This window comes from Psychrobacter sp. TWR1-1-1, assembly GCF_049895865.1.
Taxonomy (GTDB): Bacteria; Pseudomonadota; Gammaproteobacteria; order Pseudomonadales; family Moraxellaceae; genus Psychrobacter; species Psychrobacter immobilis_A.
Genome location: NZ_JAFCTE010000013.1, coordinates 26130 through 45614, shown reverse-complemented (window position 1 = coordinate 45614; position 19485 = coordinate 26130). Strand labels below are relative to the sequence as shown.

19 protein-coding genes and 1 pseudogene are annotated in these 19485 nt (G+C 43.3%); 13 read left to right on the top strand and 7 right to left on the bottom strand.

From position 1 onward, the window contains the following. Nucleotides 1-75 precede the first annotated feature (75 nt). Nucleotides 76-1172, top strand: a pseudogene (locus ACP69U_RS11650) (RNA-guided endonuclease InsQ/TnpB family protein). A gap of 87 nt (nt 1173-1259) precedes the next feature. Next, nucleotides 1260-2501, top strand: coding sequence for a nicotinate phosphoribosyltransferase (gene pncB / locus ACP69U_RS11645; protein ID WP_201605627.1), 1242 nt, complete (start codon nt 1260-1262; stop codon nt 2499-2501). 6 nt (nt 2502-2507) lie between these two features. Here the strand turns inward: pncB and xseB are convergent, their stop codons facing one another. From xseB to ACP69U_RS11630, 3 genes are all read right to left on the bottom strand, one after another. Then, on the bottom strand, nt 2508-2753 hold the full coding sequence (xseB, locus tag ACP69U_RS11640) for an exodeoxyribonuclease VII small subunit (RefSeq protein WP_045452190.1): 246 nt from the start codon (nt 2751-2753) through the stop codon (nt 2508-2510). A 62-nt stretch (nt 2754-2815) separates the two neighbouring features. Then, nucleotides 2816-4330 (bottom strand): exodeoxyribonuclease VII large subunit, encoded by a 1515-nt coding sequence (gene xseA / locus ACP69U_RS11635; RefSeq protein WP_426138602.1) that lies wholly within the window; start codon nt 4328-4330, stop codon nt 2816-2818. Nucleotides 4331-4543: 213 nt separating this feature from the next. After that, on the bottom strand, nt 4544-4912 hold the full coding sequence (locus tag ACP69U_RS11630) for a hypothetical protein (RefSeq protein WP_045446124.1): 369 nt from the start codon (nt 4910-4912) through the stop codon (nt 4544-4546). Nucleotides 4913-5230: 318 nt separating this feature from the next. Between ACP69U_RS11630 and ACP69U_RS11625 the strand changes: the two genes are divergently transcribed. The 3 genes from ACP69U_RS11625 to ACP69U_RS11615 all read left to right on the top strand — a co-directional run bounded on the left by ACP69U_RS11625 (nt 5231) and on the right by ACP69U_RS11615 (nt 8124). Next, the gene (locus tag ACP69U_RS11625; protein WP_426138601.1) at nt 5231-5890 is read left to right on the top strand and encodes an alpha/beta hydrolase; all 660 of its coding nucleotides are present in this window, start codon (nt 5231-5233) and stop codon (nt 5888-5890) included. A gap of 300 nt (nt 5891-6190) precedes the next feature. Continuing rightward, nucleotides 6191-7291: a cell division protein ZapE gene (gene zapE, locus ACP69U_RS11620; RefSeq protein ID WP_193007911.1), complete on the top strand. Its 1101-nt coding sequence runs from the start codon at nt 6191-6193 to the stop codon at nt 7289-7291. 248 nt (nt 7292-7539) lie between these two features. Further along, complete coding sequence (locus ACP69U_RS11615) at nt 7540-8124, top strand: nitroreductase family protein (protein WP_413786968.1); 585 nt, start codon at nt 7540-7542, stop codon at nt 8122-8124. On the opposite strand, the gene ACP69U_RS11610 is transcribed toward ACP69U_RS11615, so the two are convergent. Further along, a complete protein-coding gene (locus tag ACP69U_RS11610) occupies nt 8119-8256 on the bottom strand; it encodes a hypothetical protein (RefSeq protein WP_426138600.1) in 138 nt (45 codons plus the stop codon). The two genes, ACP69U_RS11615 and ACP69U_RS11610, sit on opposite strands and share 6 nt — an antisense overlap. 59 nt (nt 8257-8315) lie before the next feature. Here ACP69U_RS11610 and ACP69U_RS11605 point away from each other — a divergent pair, with 59 nt between their 5' ends. The 8 genes from ACP69U_RS11605 to purF all read left to right on the top strand — a co-directional run bounded on the left by ACP69U_RS11605 (nt 8316) and on the right by purF (nt 16571). Continuing rightward, complete coding sequence (locus ACP69U_RS11605; RefSeq protein ID WP_426138599.1) at nt 8316-9611, top strand: NAD(P)H-dependent glycerol-3-phosphate dehydrogenase; 1296 nt, start codon at nt 8316-8318, stop codon at nt 9609-9611. A gap of 84 nt (nt 9612-9695) precedes the next feature. Then, nucleotides 9696-10154 carry a SixA phosphatase family protein gene (locus ACP69U_RS11600; RefSeq protein ID WP_426138598.1) on the top strand — a complete coding sequence of 153 codons (459 nt, stop codon included), beginning with the start codon at nt 9696-9698 and terminating at the stop codon, nt 10152-10154. Between the two features lie 130 nt (nt 10155-10284). Then, entirely contained in the window at nt 10285-11541 is a 1257-nt protein-coding gene (gene gspL / locus ACP69U_RS11595; protein WP_193011027.1) for a type II secretion system protein GspL, read from the top strand. A gap of 48 nt (nt 11542-11589) precedes the next feature. Further along, nucleotides 11590-12156 (top strand): type II secretion system protein GspM, encoded by a 567-nt coding sequence (gene gspM / locus ACP69U_RS11590; protein ID WP_193011026.1) that lies wholly within the window; start codon nt 11590-11592, stop codon nt 12154-12156. A gap of 165 nt (nt 12157-12321) precedes the next feature. Next, the gene (locus tag ACP69U_RS11585) at nt 12322-12867 is read left to right on the top strand and encodes a DUF4870 family protein (RefSeq protein ID WP_226914222.1); all 546 of its coding nucleotides are present in this window, start codon (nt 12322-12324) and stop codon (nt 12865-12867) included. A 182-nt stretch (nt 12868-13049) separates the two neighbouring features. Continuing rightward, the gene (locus ACP69U_RS11580) at nt 13050-14084 is read left to right on the top strand and encodes a quinone-dependent dihydroorotate dehydrogenase (protein ID WP_060490895.1); all 1035 of its coding nucleotides are present in this window, start codon (nt 13050-13052) and stop codon (nt 14082-14084) included. Nucleotides 14085-14220: 136 nt separating this feature from the next. Beyond that, a complete protein-coding gene (locus ACP69U_RS11575) occupies nt 14221-14718 on the top strand; it encodes a CvpA family protein (protein ID WP_045446136.1) in 498 nt (165 codons plus the stop codon). Between the two features lie 317 nt (nt 14719-15035). Then, nucleotides 15036-16571, top strand: coding sequence for an amidophosphoribosyltransferase (gene purF, locus ACP69U_RS11570; RefSeq protein WP_055124190.1), 1536 nt, complete (start codon nt 15036-15038; stop codon nt 16569-16571). 182 nt (nt 16572-16753) lie between these two features. On the opposite strand, the gene ACP69U_RS11565 is transcribed toward purF, so the two are convergent. From ACP69U_RS11565 to ACP69U_RS11555, 3 genes are all read right to left on the bottom strand, one after another. Next, on the bottom strand, nt 16754-17119 hold the full coding sequence (locus ACP69U_RS11565; RefSeq protein WP_426138597.1) for an AzlD domain-containing protein: 366 nt from the start codon (nt 17117-17119) through the stop codon (nt 16754-16756). Then, nucleotides 17109-17840, bottom strand: a complete 732-nt coding sequence (locus tag ACP69U_RS11560; protein WP_426138596.1) for an AzlC family ABC transporter permease — start codon at nt 17838-17840, stop codon at nt 17109-17111. Before ACP69U_RS11560 ends, ACP69U_RS11565 begins: the two co-directional genes overlap by 11 nt. A 141-nt stretch (nt 17841-17981) precedes the next feature. Continuing rightward, nucleotides 17982-19403, bottom strand: coding sequence for an MATE family efflux transporter (locus ACP69U_RS11555; protein ID WP_426138595.1), 1422 nt, complete (start codon nt 19401-19403; stop codon nt 17982-17984). Nucleotides 19404-19485: the final 82 nt, after the last annotated feature.

Genomic DNA, 19485 nt, shown 5'->3' with positions numbered 1-19485 from the left:
TATCAGGCGTCAACCGTTGTCACCTAAGATTGAACATACCTTGATAACCAAATACATTGAGATCATAATTACCCCATGAAAACGCTCAAACTACGCATCAAAGACAAACATGCCACTCAGCTAAATATCTTAGCGGGGTCGGTTAACTTTGTCTGGAATTACGTCAATGAGCTAAGTTTTAAACACCTCAAGCGTACTGGTCAATTCTTTTCGGCTTATGATTTGGCTACTTACACCAAAGGTGCGGGTGAATATCTAAACCTACACAGCCAAACCTTACAAGCAGTGACCGAAACCCATGCCAAGGCTCGTAAACAGTTTAAAAAAGCCAAACTCAACTGGCGCACCAATAATACTAAAGCCAAACGTAGTTCTCTTGGTTGGATTCCGTTTAAAAAGACCGCTATTAAGCATATCAGCACCCGCCAAAGTGGTAAAAAGTGTCTAAAAAGCACCCTGCAATTCAGCTTAGCTAAAGGTAAAAAACTCACTATTGACCTATGGGACAGCTATAACTTAGCGCTCTACACCATCAATACTTGCGAATTGGTACAGGACAATCGCGGTAACTGGTACGTCTGTGTGACGGTTAAAGAATTTCCAAAAACAGCGTGTGGCACTGGTCAGGTCGGTATTGATTTAGGCTGCAAAGATTCAGCAGTCAATAGTGATGGCGACAAACTACAAACCAAAATCACTCATCAATACGCTGAAAAACTGGCCACTGCTCAAAGAGCTAAGAATAAAAAGCGGGTCAAGGCCATTCATGCCAAGATTAAAAATACTCGTCAAGACCTCATTCATAAATTCACATCAAAGCTTGTCAAAGCCAACAGCCTAATTGTTGTTGGTAAAATAAAATCAACATCATTCACTAAGGGCAAACTTGCCAAATCCGTCTATGACGCAGGTTGGCTTGAAATTAAGCGGCAACTGGATTATAAATGCGCGAACGCAGGTTGCCACTATATCGAAGTGAATGAAGCGTACACCACCCAAACCTGCTCGTGTTGCGGCTCTCGTCAAGACAGTCCGAAAGGTAGATCAGCGCTTGGTATAAGAGTATGGTTTTGTCGTTCTTGTAAAACGACCCATAACAGAGACGTTAATGGAGCAAAAAACATTCTTGCGGTCGGGCTTGGCCGTCTTTAGTAGGAATCCCCTTCCTTTGAGGGCGGGGAGGAAGTCAAAGTTATGTATACCTATTTCGTCGCTGGATTTATTTGGCGGCTTTTCATTTTTGTATTTAAGGCTGTAACATGACCGTTACTCATACCTCTAAACCTTTTGAACCTATTATTACTTCTTTACTCGATAATGATTTATATAAATTTACGATGCTGCAAGCCATGTTGCATCAGTTTCCACAGACACATGGTGTTTATCGCTTTCGCTGCCGTAATAACAAAGACACGCTGTATCCATTGGCTGATATTAAAGAGGCGCTAGAGCAGCAGTTAGACAATTTATGTGAATTACGATTTTTAGAGGATGAACTAGAGTACTTACGTGGTTTGCGCTTTATGCGCTCAGACTTCGTTGACTATCTAGAATTGTTTAAGTTGAAACGTCGTTTTATTACCGTCAGTACGGATGATAAAGGTCGCTTATTTATCGATATCGAAGGGCCGATGATTCAAGCGATGTTCTTTGAAGTATTTGTACTCGCCATCGTTAATGAGCTGTATTTTGATGCGCTATCGAATGCCAGTGTGATTGAAGAAGGGCAGCGCAGATTGGATGAAAAAGTCACATTGTTGCATCAATATGCGATAGAGCAGGAAAAGTGTGATGCTAATACGCCGCCATTAATCATCGCTGATTTTGGTACTCGTAGACGTTTTAGCAAAGCTTGGCAAGCCCATGTGGTTGAGACTTTGCATAAAGCGGAACCAAAAATAGTGAGCGGTACTTCTAACGTGTATTTAGCGAAAAAGCTGGGAATGACACCAATCGGTACGATGGCACATGAGTTTATGCAGGCATTTCAGGCTTTGGATGTGCGTTTACGTGATTCACAAAAAGCGGCGCTTGAAGCATGGGTACATGAGTATCGCGGCGATTTGGGTATTGCGCTGACCGATGTCGTTGGCATGGATGCGTTTTTACGTGATTTTGACTTGTACTTTGCCAAGCTATTTGATGGTCTGCGTCATGATAGCGGCGACCCGTATATCTGGGGTGATAAGGCGATTGCTCATTATAAAAATCTTAAAATAGACCCAAGAACGAAGATTTTAACCTTTAGTGATGGCTTAGATTTAAATAAAGCTTGGGATTTACATCAGTATTTTAAAGGTCAAATAAAGACCAGCTTTGGTATTGGTACCAACCTCACCAATGATATGGGTATTACTCCGATAAATATTGTCTTAAAATTGGTTGAATGCAATGGGCAGCCGGTCGCTAAACTGTCAGACAGTCCAGGCAAGACCATGATTAATAACGACACGTATCTTGCCTATTTGCGCCAAGTATTTGAAGTCGATGAGCCAGAGTAATATTTTTTAAATATCGCTCTTTTCAGTGTTATCTTCTTCAGCGAAGGCGGCATCTAGTGCTTGCTGTACCGCATTGATACGGGTTTCGCAAACGCGATAAGCAGCAATTGACTCTTCCACTGTGGTCATCAGATTATCAATATCTGGCTCATCTTGTTGCTGTAATTCAGCGGCATTGGTTTTTAGAATATCATAAGCCGCCTTAAAGGTTTTTGGGGCGGCCTTTTTGCGTTTGCGAGTAGGGGTTGTCATAAGGTTTCCTAATTTTAAAATAAAGTTTTTGATTAAGTTGAATCGACGGTAGGTTGTACTTCTTATTTATTAATATTTACGTCAATAATCTGTGCTTTTGCTTTACCGTCCTTTAAGAGGATGTGCACCGTTTGTTCTGGATGGAGCTGCGTACCGCTGGTCAGTATTTGCTTATCTTTTGCATCAGTAAGCATGGTATAGCCTTGCTTGAGCACCCGAGAAGGACGGTGCAGGAGCACAATATCACGCAGATGTTCGCTATCACGCTGTGCTTGTATTAACTGCTGCTGTGCCGAATGCATAATCGTTTTTTGGTTATTTTGACTGGCGCTAGTAGCCACTGTTAACTGCTGATAGGCCGCCGCTTGAATCTGTGTGCGTAGCTCACTGGTGAGTCTGGCGGCTTGCTTGACCTGTCGCTGGGCGCTTTGCTGAATACTACGCCACGCATAATCACTGTCTTTTTGCAGAGCGGTTAATTGACCAATCGTTTGTGATTGTATTTGGCTCAACTGGCGTGTCGTTTGTTGTTCAGCGGTGTTTAATTGACGCTGAGCAGCTTGTTTGATTTGCGCTTGGTATTGCAGCGTTTGAGTGACGAGCTGGGCTAAATGCGTCATGATAGCGGCAATCACCTTTGATGGGGTATCAAAGCTAGTATGCGCGACTTCATCTAAGATAACTTTATCACGCTCGTGACCAATGCCAACCCAGACAGGGATGGGCTGCTCGGCAACCAATGCTGCCAATTCATAATCATTTAGATAGGCTAAATCACCGACCGCACCGCCGCCACGAATAATGACTAATAAGTCTGGCAGGTGCTCATAAGTGCCGTAAAACTGCTGTTGGGCGTTAACGATTGCTTGGCGGATTTCGCTTGGCGCATGATTACCCTGAAAGGTCGCGTTATGATAATGGAAATGACAGGCACCTGTGCGCGCTAAGCGATCAGCGTCGGCTTGAAAATCACCTAATCCGGCGGCTTTTTCAGGGGCAATGACCAGCACATGCTCAATATCAAACGGAACAGGCAGCTGTTGATTCAGGTTTAATAAACCTTCTCCTGTCAAGCGATCGACCATCTCTGCATATTGCCGCGCCAAGTCGCCTAACGTGTAGCTAGGGTCAATATCTTCAATAGTGAGAGAGAAACCATATTGCGCATGGAAGCCTGCGGATACTTTGAGCAATACCGTCAAATCACGGTCAAGCGGCATGCCAGTTGCGCGCTCAAATTTTGCTAAGACGCGTGCTGCTTTAAAGCGCCAAAGATTGCCGCGGCAGCTAGCAATGACCTTACCGTCATCATCTTTTTCTGCCAGCTCAAAGTAATAATGCCCGCCTTTGCTAGATAGATTACGAATCTCTGCTTTCACCCATACACGGTGGTTAAAGGTCTGTTTGATAACCATATCAACGGCTGATAAATAGTCACTCAACCGCAGAACGGTATCTTCTAAATTGACTTCTATATTGTTTTCTTGCTCAGCTAACTCGGCTTCCAAGGTCGCTAAATCTTTAGCAGGCGCTAATACCTTAGCTGGTTTCATATTTGACAGGTTGGGTTTGCGCATAATAATAGACCAAAAGTGAGGGAGCTTAAAAACGGGCTGTTTATAGAGTAAGAGTCATAAAAAATCAGAAAGGGTAGTTTACCCCAAAAGTGAGCACACAAAAAGAGAAGCCAACCCGTCAGCGACTAATATATTCTTATCGCTGATTGGTTGACTACATACTTTATTAAATAACAAGCCGCCAAATAAGTGCTTTATGAAATGATAATTATTTTATTGGCAACGAAAGTTGATTTTATACTCGTAATCGTCGTCACGTGATAAGTTCGGCGAGCCCGTACCAAGGATCGTACCGAGGACAGCACTGGCTTGCCCAATCATCCGACCGGTATTTTCATCTAAAATACCGTTATAAGTGACTTTGTCATCGACGATAATAACTTGCTTACCTCTGCAAGTCTTTTGTGCGCTGTCTATCGCATTTTGCTGTGCTTTTACTTTGCTATCGGCGATGCCAGTCGTCTCATAAATAGAGTTGGCACGCTGGATAACTGGTGATGAAGGCGTAGTTTGGCAAGCACTTAGGGCGAGTGCTGCCGCCAAAGTAGCAGTCAGTGCAGCGGTTTTATTAATAGTATTCATAAACGATTCCTAATGTCTGTCTGTCAGTCATACATAAAGTTGAATATCACAGCAAAGTTGAGGATACGCCATGCACGTATCCGTCCATAGGTGGCTCAACAACTATGATGAATCTACCCTATTCGGCTCTGGGGTGTCTAGTCGGTTATTGTGTGCGGTATTGCAGAGACCGCACATATTCATCATATATTCATAGGCGACGTTTACTTATGATGAGCGAAAATGAAAATAAGCGGTACTATGACACAGCAAATCACTTGAAATATAAACCATATCTAGGATAATTGACCTATTCATTTTTAATCAATAAGTAATTTTATGCCATTAATTCCTGCTCCTGCTGGCGTGCTCGAAGTCGACGCGCTTTGGCAACAAGACAATCCTAACAATCCAAATACCGATACAGTGGCGTTACTGTGTCATCCCAATCCGTTATTCGACGGCACGATGAATAATAAAGTGGTGACGACGATGTATCGCTTTGCTCGTGATAATGGTATGCACGTGGTACGCTTTAACTTTCGCGGTGTCGGGCAGTCGACTGGCGAGCACGATTATGCGGATGGTGAAGTCGTAGATGCAATGACCGTGCTACAATGGATTGCAGAGCAAACCAATGCGCGCAAGTTATGGTTGGGTGGTTTCTCTTTTGGCGGTTATGTGACAGCACGGGTGGCTGAGCAGGTACTTGAAGCCCCTCATATTTGGGGGCTAGGCGATTTTGAGATTACTAAAATCGCCCTTATTGCTCCATCCGTTGAAAAAAATAACAGCAGTGATATAAGCTTGCCAGCCGATAAAACGTTTGAGATTTATGGCAATGCTGATGAAGTGATTGACCCTGATAATATGCAAGCATTTGCGGAGCGATTAGGAATTGCTGTTAGCGTTGTAGATGGCGCAGGGCACTTTTTTCATGGGCGTCTGTCAGAATTGAAAGGCTTATTAGAAAAGCATACCTTTGGTAGCGACGCTTAGTTGTTACCTAGGGCGTGTCATCAATTAGCACATGAATACATTTAGTGGTCTTAAAATGGCTAAATTTTGCTAAACATCGTCAGAAATTTTGTCAATATGTTCATATTAACGGCAATTTCTTCCTTGTTTATCTACAATTTTTCTCATTTTAAGCCTCACAATCTAATTGATGACACACCCTAGTAATATTAGGATAGAGAACCGCTATTAAGTCATGAGCTCTGATCGCTTCACTTTAACGAGTTCATGCAGAATCAACCATTACTTTACTATTTATTTTGTCTAATGATGAGTCGTATTATGAGTTTATCTCCATTGCAACGTTACGAGCAAGCCGTCAGTACAGATGAGTTTACTCGAGATGAGCAGCAATTTAAGGCCATGAGCTATCTTGATGAGATACATCATCAGCTCATCAATAGTGCGCCACAGAAGAAAGGCTTTTTTAGCTTTTTAAAGTCCAAGCCGACAGCACCAACGGGTTTGTATATGTGGGGCGGGGTAGGTCGTGGTAAAACATGGATGATGGACATGTTTTATGATTCATTGACCATTGATCGCAAGATGCGTCTGCATTTTCATCATTTCATGCAGCGCGTTCATCAAGAGCTAAACAAGCTGCAAGGTGAGAGTGACCCATTAGAAAAAGTCGCCGACATCATTTATGCAGAAGCGGTTATTATTTGTTTCGATGAGTTTTTTGTTTCTAACGTTTCTGATGCCATGATTTTGGGTGATTTATTTACCATGCTGTTCAATCGTGGTATTACATTGGTCGCCACCTCAAATATTGAGCCATCAGGATTGTATAAAGACGGCTTACATCGTGACCGTTTCATGCCCGCTATCGCTGAAGTGGAGCGTCATACTACGGTGATGAATATCGATTCTGGTATCGACTATCGTTTGCGCGTATTGCAGCAGGCAGAGCTATATGAATCGCCTATGACGAAAGCGAATCATCATTGGTTAGCCAACCGTTTTGCCAGTTTATCTAATAATCAAAAAATCAGTAATGAGCCGATTACGATTAATGGTCGCGAAATTAGAATTAACGCTCGCACTGAGGATATTTTATTCTGTGATTTCCGTCATTTATGTATGGAGCCACGATCAGCGTCTGATTTCATCGAAATTGCCAAGCAGTTCAGTACAGTATTGGTCAATGCCGTGCCTGCCTTAGACGATGACTTACGTGATCCGACCCGTCGGTTTATTTATCTGGTTGATGAGTTTTATGATCGCCGTGTTAAGTTGCTGGTTAGAGCGCAGCAGTCGATTTTGGATCTATATCAAGGAGAGAAATTGGCATTTGAGATTGAACGGACACGCTCGCGCTTGCTTGAGATGCAGTCAGAGGATTATCTGCGCATGGAGCATCGGGTCGATGATGCGGCATAATCAAAGCCTCTTCATAGCCGATGGTAATCTACAAGTTGTCGATTAAAGCACTCATGGTTTTTCATTCAAGTCACTCACACTCAATATTGATATATATTCGTTTGACATAACGTGTTTTTTGACAGTATTGAGAGCCAACCAAAGCATTGGTTTTTTGCATAAAAGATAATAATAAATAAGGAGCGGTAATGACTACATCCGACGAAAATGATAAAAAACTGTCGACCAAAGACATCACCACAGACAGTATGCCGATTAGCAGTGAAGAAATGATTGGTTGGATCAACTCAAGGCGCAGTATGGGAAATTTAGATTTGCCCGCACCGACACATGCCCAAATCGAAATAGCGATTGAGTGTGCAACGACAGCGCCAGATCATAAAAAACTGCGTCCATGGCGTTTTATAGTGACACAGGGGGATGCCCGTCATGAATTGGGCAATGCTTTGGTCGCAGCGGCTCAAGCCAAAGCAGTGCAAGAGGGCGAAACGCTGTCCGAAAAGGACATCGCAAAAACTCAGGCCATGCCATTAAGAGCGCCCGTCATCATCACGGTTGTCACAAAAATACAAGCGCACAAAAAAGTTCCCCCTTTTGAACAAATGCTAAGTGCGGGTGCAGCTGTACAAAACCTGATTTTGGCGCTAAAAGCCCAAGGTTTTAGTACAGTGTGGCGTACGGGACTGCTATGTAATGAACCTGCTGTTAAATCATATTTTAACGTTGGTCCAGATGATTATGTGACGGCGTTTGTTTATACTGGCACCAGTCCCAAAAATGAACCCGCCCGTAAACCGATTGATATCGAGTCTTTAGTGCGATTTGAGTCATAATATATCTAAGCGCTGTTTAGTGGCGCTTTTCTCTTGACGAATACCGCTCTCTAAAAAGACAGTCGGTCGTATAGCAAAAAGATAGATAGCCTCAATACTCAATACTCTAAGCTCTAAAGCGTCATAAGTCATGATAAATAAACCATGATAAATTCTATTAATAATAAATCAGCCAATACGGATAACAGCAAATGACCAGCCCTAATGATAGCAACAAAGACATCAGTAGCGATAATACTGAGGTGAATACGAATGCCCCTGAAAAGCAAAACAGTCTGCTGGCAGGTATCATCGAACGTGCTACCAAATCGGGTATTGGTCGTAAAAAACTCAATCCTAGCGCGGTAGAATCAGCAGTGGCAAAAAACATGGCGGATATTCACAGTAATCCTACCAAGCTACGTTTGGCGTTTTTAGGCGGTGGTAGTTTTGGTACAGCAATGGCAAACTTGGCTGCACGCAATGGCTGTGATACCACGCTGTGGGTACGTAACAAGCGTACGGTAAAGGCGATGATAAAAACGCAGACCAATAAAAAATATTTACCAGGTTATAAGCTTGATGACAGCCTTAAATATAGCCATGACTTGGCAGCAGCCGTCAAAGATAAAGACATTATCTTTATTGCGGTGCCTGGTTTGGCTTTTCGTGAGACCCTAAAGAATATTGCACCATTTATCAGTGGTCAGTCTATTGTGTCATTGACCAAAGGTATGGAAAAAGATACTTTTGCCATGATGAGCGACATTATTAAAGATGAGCTACCTGAAGTGAATTTTGGTGTCATGTCGGGGCCAAACCTTGCGATAGAGATCATGAAAAACATGCCATCGGCGACCGTTATCGCCAGTGAGTCTGAGCCATTGCGCCATGCCGTACAAGCCGCGCTACATAGTGCGTTTTTTCGAGTGTTTGCCAGTGATGATGTTAAAGGTGTGGAGCTTGGCGGCGCGCTAAAGAATATCTATGCGATTGCAATGGGAATGGCGGCGGCCTATGATGTTGGCGAAAATACCAAAGCGATGATATTGACTCGTGCTTTGGCAGAGATGAGCCGCTTTGGGGTTGAGGCGGGTGCGAATCCGCTTACCTTCTTAGGATTGTCTGGTGTGGGTGATTTATACGCCACTTGTAGCTCAGAGCTCAGTCGTAACTATCGTATCGGCAACATGCTCGGTCGCGGTATGAGTATTGAGGCCGCGGTGAAAAAACTCGGTCAAACGGCTGAAGGGGTTAATACTATTCAGCAAGTGCATGAGAAAGCTACCAAGCAAGGCATCTACATGCCTATTACCCATGCATTGTATGCGGTCATTTATGAAGATAAAGCAGCATTAGGTGTGGCGTTACATCTCATGGAAGCTGGCTTCCGTAGTGACGTTGAATTTGTAATGGCGCATGATCATAGTAATGCGGCGCTAACTGCGCAGATGAAGACGTCAAGCGATAGCACTGATGATGAAAGTGGCGATACTGACAGTAAGTAAAAACCCCAATGTTAAATGATGACGTTGTTTTAAGAATTATTATTCTGCAAACAACGTCATCATGACAATGCATAAAGGAAGGTTATGAAAATTATACTAGTACGTCATGGTCAAGCAGAAGATGAATCGCGTCCAGACAGCGCGCGCCAGTTAACTGACTTTGGTCAACAGCAAGCAATGCAGACGGCAGAGTATGTGATGACTCACTATCATCCTGACTATTTTGTCGTCAGTCCTTATGATAGAGCGCAGCAGACGCTAGCAGCATTTCAGACGCGCGCGCCCAAGGTTCCAGCAATCGTACAGGAAAATATCACGCCTTCTGATGATGCGCGTCAAGCTTTAATAGATATTGCGGATATTGACGCTGAGTGTCTGGTAGTGGTGTGTCATATGTCTATCGTTGCTTATATCGCTGGTCTATTGACTGGTGATTATCCTGAATCATTTTCTCTTGCAGAAGCAAGGGTGTTTGAGATGGAATTTGTAATGGCAGGTATGGCAAAAGAGATTGCTCGTTTTGTGCCCGAGCAGCCGTATTGAGATTAGGTCGAATCGTCAGTGATACTGTTGACACTTAGTCTATTGACGCTTAGTGGTGTTAAATTGGTTAAAGAATGAAATTGTCTGAATCCTACCTTTAAAACAGCTTTAATAATTAAGGACACGCTTAGTGTTACATGTTTGGTTACGAGCGCAGCATAGCCCGCTAGCTGTCTGGCATGAAGATATTCAGCAATGGCAAACGGTTGATGGTTGGCAACAGCTGCAAACAATCTATGGTAATTATAAAACCAATGCGCAGAAGACTTTGTGTCTATATTTTCCATCAAGCCATATATTGCAGGTAGATACTGAGCTGAATGCGACTCAGCTTAAACAGCTGGGCAATAGCGGCAAGCAATATTTGTTTGAAGAGACATCCTTGACCCCTGTTGAGCAATTGGCGATTCGGCAAATCAGTGAAGCTGATAATCACCAACTGTATGCACTGGCGCAAAGCGATATCGAGTCATGGCAGCAGAGTGCTAAGCTCGCTGGCATGAGCATAACGGCGTTACTGCCTGATTTTTTATTGTTGCCAACACCAGATGAAGGGGCAGGTCAGCAAGTAACACTGTATCAAGATGAGCAAACCATGCTACTGCGTCAGTCATTGCGACAAGGTATGGCTGTCAGTTATTTGCCCTTAATTTTTGAACGTTTCCCGCATTTAAGTGAAGTGAATATATTGCCGCCCATAACGGCTTTAGATGATTTTTCAAAGCCAACAAATTCGGCAATGCCCATGAGCTTTATGGCAGAAACGGCCGCGCTTGTTGCAGATCACCAGTTATTATTAACCACATTGACCACGACGCCCAAGCCTGTTGACAGCCCTGAGCGTCACGCGCTTAACTTCTTTATTAAATCAACGGACTCAAAGCTCTCACCGTATTTGCGTGTGGCAGCGATGGTCGCGTTATCGGCACTGGTATTACAGATGGCGACCGATGGCCTGCAGTGGTATCAATATAATAAAGCGGCGGTAGCGACCAAAGCTGAGATTGCGGCGCAGTATCAAGCTTGGTTTCCAAACGAGCCATTAAGCTCGCGCACCAAACTGCAAGTGCAATTGCAACCAAAGCTGCGCAGTGACAGCCAAGCACCAGCCTCTCATATGGCAGCATTGACTCGCATATCCCCGTTAATCAAGCAGTCTTCACTGCGGGCGCAAGCGTTAGTGATGGAGCCATCAGCACTCAGCTTTACCTTGATTGCCCCTGATCGTAATAGTCTTGATAAATTTACGAGCACACTTGTTGCACAAGGTTTAAATGCCAAGCTTGCACAGGTAAACAGTAATGAACAAGGGCAGTTTAGTGGTCAGGTTACGGTGAATGTCGTAGAAAATAATAACACGACGCAAACCAATGTAGCGGCATCATAATTTATTTGCCAACTAGGCAGTGGTAATAAAAGTCAAAAAGGTTGGAAAATGAAACGATTGCAGCGCCGCACCAAACGTAATAACATCACGCCAGAGACCAGTAACAGTATTGGAACCAATGTGCTGTCAACGCGTGTAAATAATTTTCAACAGATGCTATCGTTACGCTGGCAGGCACTTTCGCCGCGTGACCAGTTGGCATTGGCCGTACTGTCTATGTTCTTATTATTGTTCATTGGTGGCTATGGTGGTTATAGTATTCATCAAGCGGCAAACGACAGTAAGCGCGACTATCAAGAGCAAGTGGCTGATTACTTTTGGTTGCGTGCCCAAGCTGGCAATATCGATAGTAATGCGATGAATGCAGCGGATGGTGAAGCGGCCATGCCACCTGCCAATAGTATCAGTGCATTGTTAAACAATTCAGGTATTGCCAACGCCCAAGTCGTTGCAACGGGTGATGCCGTGCAACTGAGCTTCAATCATGCCAGTCAAGCAGTGGTCAGCACCGCACTTGGCAAACTCGAACAGCAAGGTTGGCAATTCAGTCAGCTATCGATACAGCAAGACTTGGTTACCAAAGCCATTCAAGTACAAGCGACTGTCACCTCATAAATCGATATGCTGTGGAAACTGGAAGTATTTTAATTCTTGTCTATTGTCGCCCCAAATTAACTGATCATCAATTTCTAAAATAACCATTTGTCATTAGTGTCATTGAAAAATTGCACGTTTGACACAATTAATTAACTATCACACAGCCAGAGATGGATATTTAAGATGAATCAATCTTCTGATCGCAAACCTGACACGCGTAGTCATCAGCAGACCAGAACTGCTGAATACCAGAGTAATTCGTCAGTTGAAGCTGCATTTGATCATGAAATGACTCAGCAAAGGCAGAGCTATGGGGCGAGTGACAATATGAGCAACGGTAAGCGCCGTTCTTTAATCACTTATAATCACATTACTTATTTTTTATACGTAATCAGCTATTTTACCGCTGGATTACTGTGGGTTGTACCAATTGTGATGAACTATGCGAAGCGCCATGACGCAGAGGGTTCGTGGTTGTCCACGCATTTCGATTGGCAGATTAAGACCTTTTGGTATAGCATCGTATTTTTCTTCTTAGGTATTATTATCATTACCTTTGCATTAGGGGGGTTTGGCATTAGTATGCTGGCTGATAGCAATAATATTGCCATTGGTTCGGTATTATTAGCGGTATTTGGCCTGCTAATCATGATTTTCACCTTCATATGGCATCTTTATCGTATCGTCCGTGGTTGGATAGCCCTGACGGATGGTCGTCCTGTACCTTAGGGACTGTAGAATACATCTGTCAGTTCCTTAGCCAATATGTAGGTATAGCTATTAGCACTCTAATACAGAAATTTAGCGCATGAAACTTTGCTCTTATTTCTGTTAAGCTGATATAATCGCAGCGCTTGATTTTATTCGCACTATTCACTCACTATTTCTTTCGAGCAGGGTCTGCCATTACTATGTCTTATGCCTTACTTCGCCCTTTTTTGTTTAAGATGGATCCAGAGCACGCCCACGAGATGACCTTATCTTTATTAGATAAAGCACATAAAGCACGTGTTTTAGGTTTGGTATACGGTCAGTCAATGCAGCCAACAGACTGCATGGGCTTGCAATTCACCAATCCGGTCGGCCTAGCGGCAGGACTGGATAAAAATGGTGATTATATCGATGCGTTGGCTGAGCTGGGCTTTGGTTTTATAGAAGTGGGCACGGTCACGCCAAGACCGCAAATAGGCAATGATAAGCCAAGGTTGTTTAGAATCAAGCAAGCGGATGCTATCATCAATCGAATGGGTTTCAATAACCAAGGTATCGATTATCTGATTGAAAACGTCAAGCGCTGTCAATACAAAGGCAATATTGGGATTAATATTGGTAAAAATGCCGATACGCCAGTAGAGCAAGCCGCCGATGATTATGTCTATTGTTTAGAGCGTGCTTATCCGCATGCCTCCTATATCACCGTTAATATCTCCTCACCAAATACTAAGAATCTGCGTGATTTACAAAGTGGCGAGGCCTTGACTCAGCTTTTGGATACGATTAAAAATCGTCACAGCCAATTAGCCACTGAATATGGTTTTTATGTGCCACTGGTATTGAAAGTTGCGCCTGATCTAGAGCCGCTACAAGTGGATTATATCTCGCAGCAATTGCTCGATTTTGAGATTGATGGGTTGATTGCGACCAATACAACGTTGAGCCGTGTTGGTGTTGAAGATTTACCTGATGGTGAGCAAGCAGGTGGTCTATCCGGTCGCCCAGTCAGCCACATTAGTACCCAAATTTTACAACAGTTCTCCGATCAGCTAGATGGTAAAGTCGCTTTAATAGGCGTCGGCGGTATTGACAGTGGTGCAAAAGCCGTCAAAAAAATCGAAGCGGGTGCAGATATGGTGCAGCTCTATACGGGGCTCATTTATCGTGGTCCTGGGCTGGTACAGTCTTGTATTCAAGCAATCGGTGGCTATTACGACGCGATGGAGCTATAGCGGATCAGTATTCCTAGCTCATTACCTATCAGATGCACAAGACGACTGTATTTTGAGCTGAGTCATCAAAAATTAATATGTCACGAAAACGAAAGTAAACATCCGATAAAAATCAATAAGGTATGAGGCGTAGAACATGAGTGGTCTGGATATCGTGATTGCTATTGTTGTTTTGATCGGCTTATGGCGCGGCTTTCAAGTCGGATTGATTAAAACAGCCGTTGGTCTAGTCGGTTGGTTTATTGCCTTGATTGCTGCCACGCGTTTGGCAGGAGTGGTTTCGCCGCAACTATCAGGCATGGTACAAAACCCTGTTTTACAAATGGCAATGGCATTTTTATTGGTGGTGATAATCATATTGGCCATCATGCACTTAGTGGCATTTGTATTCTCAGGCGTACTTAAAACCTTACGCTTGGGTGTCGTTGACAAAATGGCAGGTGGTGTACTGGGTGCTGCTAAAAATGTACTGATGGTCTTAGTTGTGCTTAGCGTCAGCGCGCCGTTACTGGTGCAAATGCCACAATGGCAAACGTCAGTGCTCGCGCCTGAGCTATTGCCTTATGCCCCGATGGGTAAAGCGTTGGTCTCAGATGTGTTAGGTATGGCTTGGGATCAAGTCAATCAATCGTAAGTATTTTTACGGTTAACCTTTAATGTCTCAATGCTTCGATGCTGATAGCTTGGGTTTATGGTGCTAGAGGTTATCGCTTCTATCATATCCTCTTTGTAAGTTATCCTTGATAAAAAATTATTTAATCGCATTTAGAGACCACAAATGCCAATAAATAGTGCATTTTTCTAATAGTCAAAAGATAAATATTCGTTAAATTCTGAACAACAATCATCAGGTCGTCGGTGAGTGACAGTACGCATTTTTGATAATCTACTGTTAGCAGTCTTGCCACTATTGTAGTACTAATTAATGAGTCAAAATAGGATATAGCTATTATGTGTGGAGTCATTGGAGTTGCAGCTCACGAACCAGTCAATCAGATTCTTTATGACGGTTTGACGATGCTACAGCATCGTGGGCAAGATGCAGCGGGTATTGTCACTTTGCAAGATGGACGACTCTATCTACGTAAAGAAAATGGCATGGTACGTGACGTATTTATGAATCGTCATATGATGAAATTGGTTGGTAAGTTTGGTATTGGTCATGTGCGTTATCCAACAGCAGGCACGTCAAGCAGTGCCGAAGCTCAACCATTTTATGTCAACTCACCTTATGGTATTACCCTTGCACACAATGGTAACTTGACCAATGCTGAGAGTTTAGCCAAGTCTTTATACATCGAAGATCGCCGACATCTTAATACCGATTCAGATTCAGAAGTATTGCTAAACGTACTTGCCCATGAAATGCAAAACTTGGGTAAAACCAAAGCAACGCCTGCTGATATCTTTGAAGCAGTCACGGCTGTATATGGTCGCGTCGAAGGCGCTTATGGCGTGGTCGCTTTGATTACGGGTCATGGTTTGCTCGCATTTCGTGATCCAAACGGTATTCGTCCGCTTATTTTCGGTAAGCGCATGGCACCGAATGGCGGCACCGAGTACATGGTTGCCTCAGAGTCAGTTGCGCTGACAGGATCAGGATTTAGTATTATCCGTGATGTAAAACCTGGCGAAGCCATATTCATTGATTTAGATCATAAATTACATACCCATCAGTGTGTTGAGCAGCAAGAATACACGCCTTGTATCTTTGAATATGTGTATTTTGCCCGTCCAGATTCTATCATGGACAACATCTCAGTTTACAAAGCACGCTTACGTATGGGTGAAAAGCTGGCTGATAAAATCCTTGCTGAATGGGGTGAAGATCACGATATCGATGTGGTGATTCCTATTCCAGATACCTCGCGTACGTCAGCGATGGAGCTGGCACTAAAAATGAATATTAAGTACCGTGAAGGGTTTATGAAAAACCGCTATATCGGTCGTACCTTTATCATGCCAGGTCAACAACAACGTAAAAAATCAGTTCGTCAAAAACTCAGCGCCGTACCACTTGAGTTCAAAGGTAAAAACGTACTGTTGGTTGATGATTCTATCGTTCGTGGTACCACTTGCCATGAAATCATCCAAATGGCACGCGATGCTGGTGCGAATAAAGTATTTTTTGCTAGCGCCGCGCCACCAGTTAAATATCCAAACGTCTATGGTATCGATATGCCAGTACGCAGTGAGCTTATTGCCTCAGGTCATACGGTAGAAGAAGTACGCGATATCATCGGTGCTGATAGATTGATTTTCCAAGATTTGGACGACTTGATTGATGCGGTAAAAGATACCAAGTACAGCAAAGTTGAAGGTTTTGATTGTGCCGTATTTAATGGTTGCTACATCACTGGGCAGATCAATGAAGCGTATCTTGAGCACTTACAAGAGCAGCGCAATGACACTGCCAAAACAGGTAAAAAAGGCGTACAGATAGTGGCTGATACCCCAGTTGATATGATGGGCGTCGAAGAGCTTTAAGTTATCAATTTCTTAAAAGTATCAGTTTTTTGCAGCACTGTTAGAAAGTAAAAGGCTGGATTCTCATAAGAATCCAGCCTTTTTTCTATTTTGAATATAGTTCAATTACAGGGTTTAAAATTATTCATATGAACTATATGCTGTCATCCATTCATGTGTTCATCAATTTTCTAGGACACGCCCTAGTATCCACTTAAAAAATTGGTAAATACCCATAGCAAGCCATTAATGGCAGCGATGCCAACGACCATACTGACCAATAATTGACGGCTGATATGATAAACGAACAACACCAAAATAAGGGCACCAATTTGTGCCATCAATAAATGGAGTTCAGCGTTATTTAGCCTAGTCGTTGCCGATAAATTTTGATAAGAAAGGCTGGTTAAAATAAGCAATACCATGACTGATAGTGGCAAGCTCTCATTGAGCCGATGCAGCCAAGGTGTGTCTAACAGCTTTCTGGGTATTAAGGCGGGTAGCGCACGGGTAATAAAGGTCACGGCGGCCATCGCAAAGGTTGCGAAAATAAGGTAACTACTGGTCATTGTTGGCTCCTGTCATATTACGCTGCGTCCAAAACCCACGAGCTAAAATCAATAGCATACAGATGGTGATTGCCACCAATAACAACCAATTACTAGTAAATAAAGATGCCACCGCTAAAGAAATGACAGCAATAGCAATGGGGAAATAACGTTTGATACTTTGGAACTGCTCATAAGCTAAGATCGCAAACAGACAGACTAAGGCAAAATCCAAATGTGGTACCAAATCGCTCAGAGTACTGCCGATCATGACACCAACTGTGCTTGCTAATACCCACCAGCTTTGATTAAATAAGCTCAATGGTAGTATCAACGCTTGTCTTGACTCATTAGGTAAACTGGTCATAACAGAGAAAGTTTCATCAGTCAGGGCAAATAGACAATAGGTTTTGGCAAGCTTATGTTCTGGTAGGTATTGCAATAATGGCATACCATAAAATACATGACGTAAATTAATAGCGGCAATATTGGTTGCGATGCTACCAATCGGTAAACCAGCGCTCAGCATTGGCAAACAAGCATATTGAGCGGCGCCCGCATACAGTACAACACTCAACATAATCGTTGCCCACACAGGGATGCCGGCAACTTGTGCCAGCACACCAAAGGCGATACCCGCAGGTAAATAGCCCATCGCCACAGGCAGGCTTTTTTTGAACCCCGCCACCCAGTCGTAGCTGGTCTCATGCTGTTGATGTAATTCTTTTGAATGAGTAGTCACATGACATCCTAATTTTTGCTGTTTTTTGGTTATTATTAATATTTTGCTGAAAGATTAATGTTAGAAAACTGGTTTTAAAATGAAGACAAGCCCGAGCAATGGCAAAAACACCCTAGAAAAAATGCACTTAATCGAAGAACATTACACAGTTGGTTGGAGTTTTTCATAGCTGGCTGTTTGATGAGCTCGGTACAAGAAGCCACCCAAAATAACCAGCCGAAGTAATAATAAACACCACACGCTTAGCCAAATACCAGTCATATCCCACTGTTGGTAGAGCAACCAGCTGAGTGGAAAAAAGATAGCGGCGAGTATCAAAGCTGCGTTACGAATCACATTGCCGGCAGTTAAGCCAAAAAATATACCATCTAGCCAATAGGCACCAACGCCAACGAGAGGTAGTAATACCGCATAAAGGTGGTACTCATATGCCAACGTAAAAACGGACTCGATATTGGTCATAAATTGCAAATATGTTGGCATTGCCAGCCACCATATCGCACTTAACATGATGGCTAAACCATAACTGACGATACCGGTGCGCTTGACGATAATACGAAAACGTGGCCAATCCCGTCTTCCTGCTGCTTGACCGCTTAACGTTTCAGCCGATACCGCAACGCCATCAAGAGCAAAGGCTGAGATACTTAATACTTGAAGCAAAATAGCATTGGCGGCTAGGATGACGTCACCACTTTGAGCCGACAAGCGGGTAATCCAAGCGAAACTCAACGTCAAGATCAGAGTACGGATAAAAATATCTTTATTTAATGAAAATAGCCTAAGCATTTTTTCTTTAGAAAAATGTTGCTTGTCGGCAGTGAATAAGGCTTGCCAAGATATTTGCAAATGCTGACGGCTGAGCCACAACGCTAATATCACGCCCAGCCAAAAGGCAATAGTGGTTCCTAACGCCACCCCAACCAAGCCCATCTGCATCCCGTAGACAAAAAACAAGGTCAGAACGATATTCAGCATGGCGATAAAGCCTTGCTGGTAAAGCATGTAGCGAGTCTTACCTTGACCAGCAAACCAACCAATAAAGGCAAAGTTCATTAGCTCAGCGATGACGCCCCAAAAGCGTACATCCAAATAAGTCTTTGCCGCTTGCCCACTGTCGGGGTTGGCAGATAGAGCTTGCAAGCCAAAATCTATCAACCAAGGCTTTGCCAGTAACAGAATGCTACCGATAGCAAACGCTAATAACAAGGCACGTTGCAAGATTGATAGTAGGGGTGATGGGGTTGGGGTTAACAACTTTGTGGTATGAGTAGAATTATCAACATGATTGAGCGATTGTCCTAGCGCTTGAGCCGATAGCCCAGACGAGGCATATTGTAAAAAGTTAAAACTCACGAGCAATAAAGACAATAATTGTATCGCCAAGCCCATCCCGGCAAGTTTAGCCGTGTCATTCATATTACCCACGATCGCGGTATCGATGACGCTTTGTAGTGGCATTGCTAGGTTGGCTAATAAAACGGGCAACGCAATAGCAATGATACGTGTATAGCGAGTATCAATCGGTGGCATAGCACTAGGTGGCGAGGTGGTCATTGACATTTTTGGCTCGTTTATCGATGAAAAACAAGAAGGACAGAGTTAATGTCATTAACGCTATGACATTACCGTATAGTCAATTCAC

What these genes read in the sequence shown, in the direction of transcription:
- pncB (WP_201605627.1), top strand. Translation starts at nt 1,260, where the DNA reads ATGACCGTTACTCATACCTCTAAACCTTTTGAACCTATTATTACTTCT.
- xseB (WP_045452190.1), bottom strand. Translation starts at nt 2,753, where the DNA reads ATGACAACCCCTACTCGCAAACGCAAAAAGGCCGCCCCAAAAACCTTT.
- xseA (WP_426138602.1), bottom strand. Translation starts at nt 4,330, where the DNA reads ATGCGCAAACCCAACCTGTCAAATATGAAACCAGCTAAGGTATTAGCG.
- ACP69U_RS11630 (WP_045446124.1), bottom strand. Translation starts at nt 4,912, where the DNA reads ATGAATACTATTAATAAAACCGCTGCACTGACTGCTACTTTGGCGGCA.
- ACP69U_RS11625 (WP_426138601.1), top strand. Translation starts at nt 5,231, where the DNA reads ATGCCATTAATTCCTGCTCCTGCTGGCGTGCTCGAAGTCGACGCGCTT.
- zapE (WP_193007911.1), top strand. Translation starts at nt 6,191, where the DNA reads ATGAGTTTATCTCCATTGCAACGTTACGAGCAAGCCGTCAGTACAGAT.
- ACP69U_RS11615 (WP_413786968.1), top strand. Translation starts at nt 7,540, where the DNA reads ATGCCGATTAGCAGTGAAGAAATGATTGGTTGGATCAACTCAAGGCGC.
- ACP69U_RS11610 (WP_426138600.1), bottom strand. Translation starts at nt 8,256, where the DNA reads ATGACTTATGACGCTTTAGAGCTTAGAGTATTGAGTATTGAGGCTATC.
- ACP69U_RS11605 (WP_426138599.1), top strand. Translation starts at nt 8,316, where the DNA reads ATGACCAGCCCTAATGATAGCAACAAAGACATCAGTAGCGATAATACT.
- ACP69U_RS11600 (WP_426138598.1), top strand. Translation starts at nt 9,696, where the DNA reads ATGAAAATTATACTAGTACGTCATGGTCAAGCAGAAGATGAATCGCGT.
- gspM (WP_193011026.1), top strand. Translation starts at nt 11,590, where the DNA reads ATGAAACGATTGCAGCGCCGCACCAAACGTAATAACATCACGCCAGAG.
- ACP69U_RS11585 (WP_226914222.1), top strand. Translation starts at nt 12,322, where the DNA reads ATGAATCAATCTTCTGATCGCAAACCTGACACGCGTAGTCATCAGCAG.
- ACP69U_RS11580 (WP_060490895.1), top strand. Translation starts at nt 13,050, where the DNA reads ATGTCTTATGCCTTACTTCGCCCTTTTTTGTTTAAGATGGATCCAGAG.
- ACP69U_RS11575 (WP_045446136.1), top strand. Translation starts at nt 14,221, where the DNA reads ATGAGTGGTCTGGATATCGTGATTGCTATTGTTGTTTTGATCGGCTTA.
- purF (WP_055124190.1), top strand. Translation starts at nt 15,036, where the DNA reads ATGTGTGGAGTCATTGGAGTTGCAGCTCACGAACCAGTCAATCAGATT.
- ACP69U_RS11565 (WP_426138597.1), bottom strand. Translation starts at nt 17,119, where the DNA reads ATGACCAGTAGTTACCTTATTTTCGCAACCTTTGCGATGGCCGCCGTG.
- ACP69U_RS11555 (WP_426138595.1), bottom strand. Translation starts at nt 19,403, where the DNA reads ATGTCAATGACCACCTCGCCACCTAGTGCTATGCCACCGATTGATACT.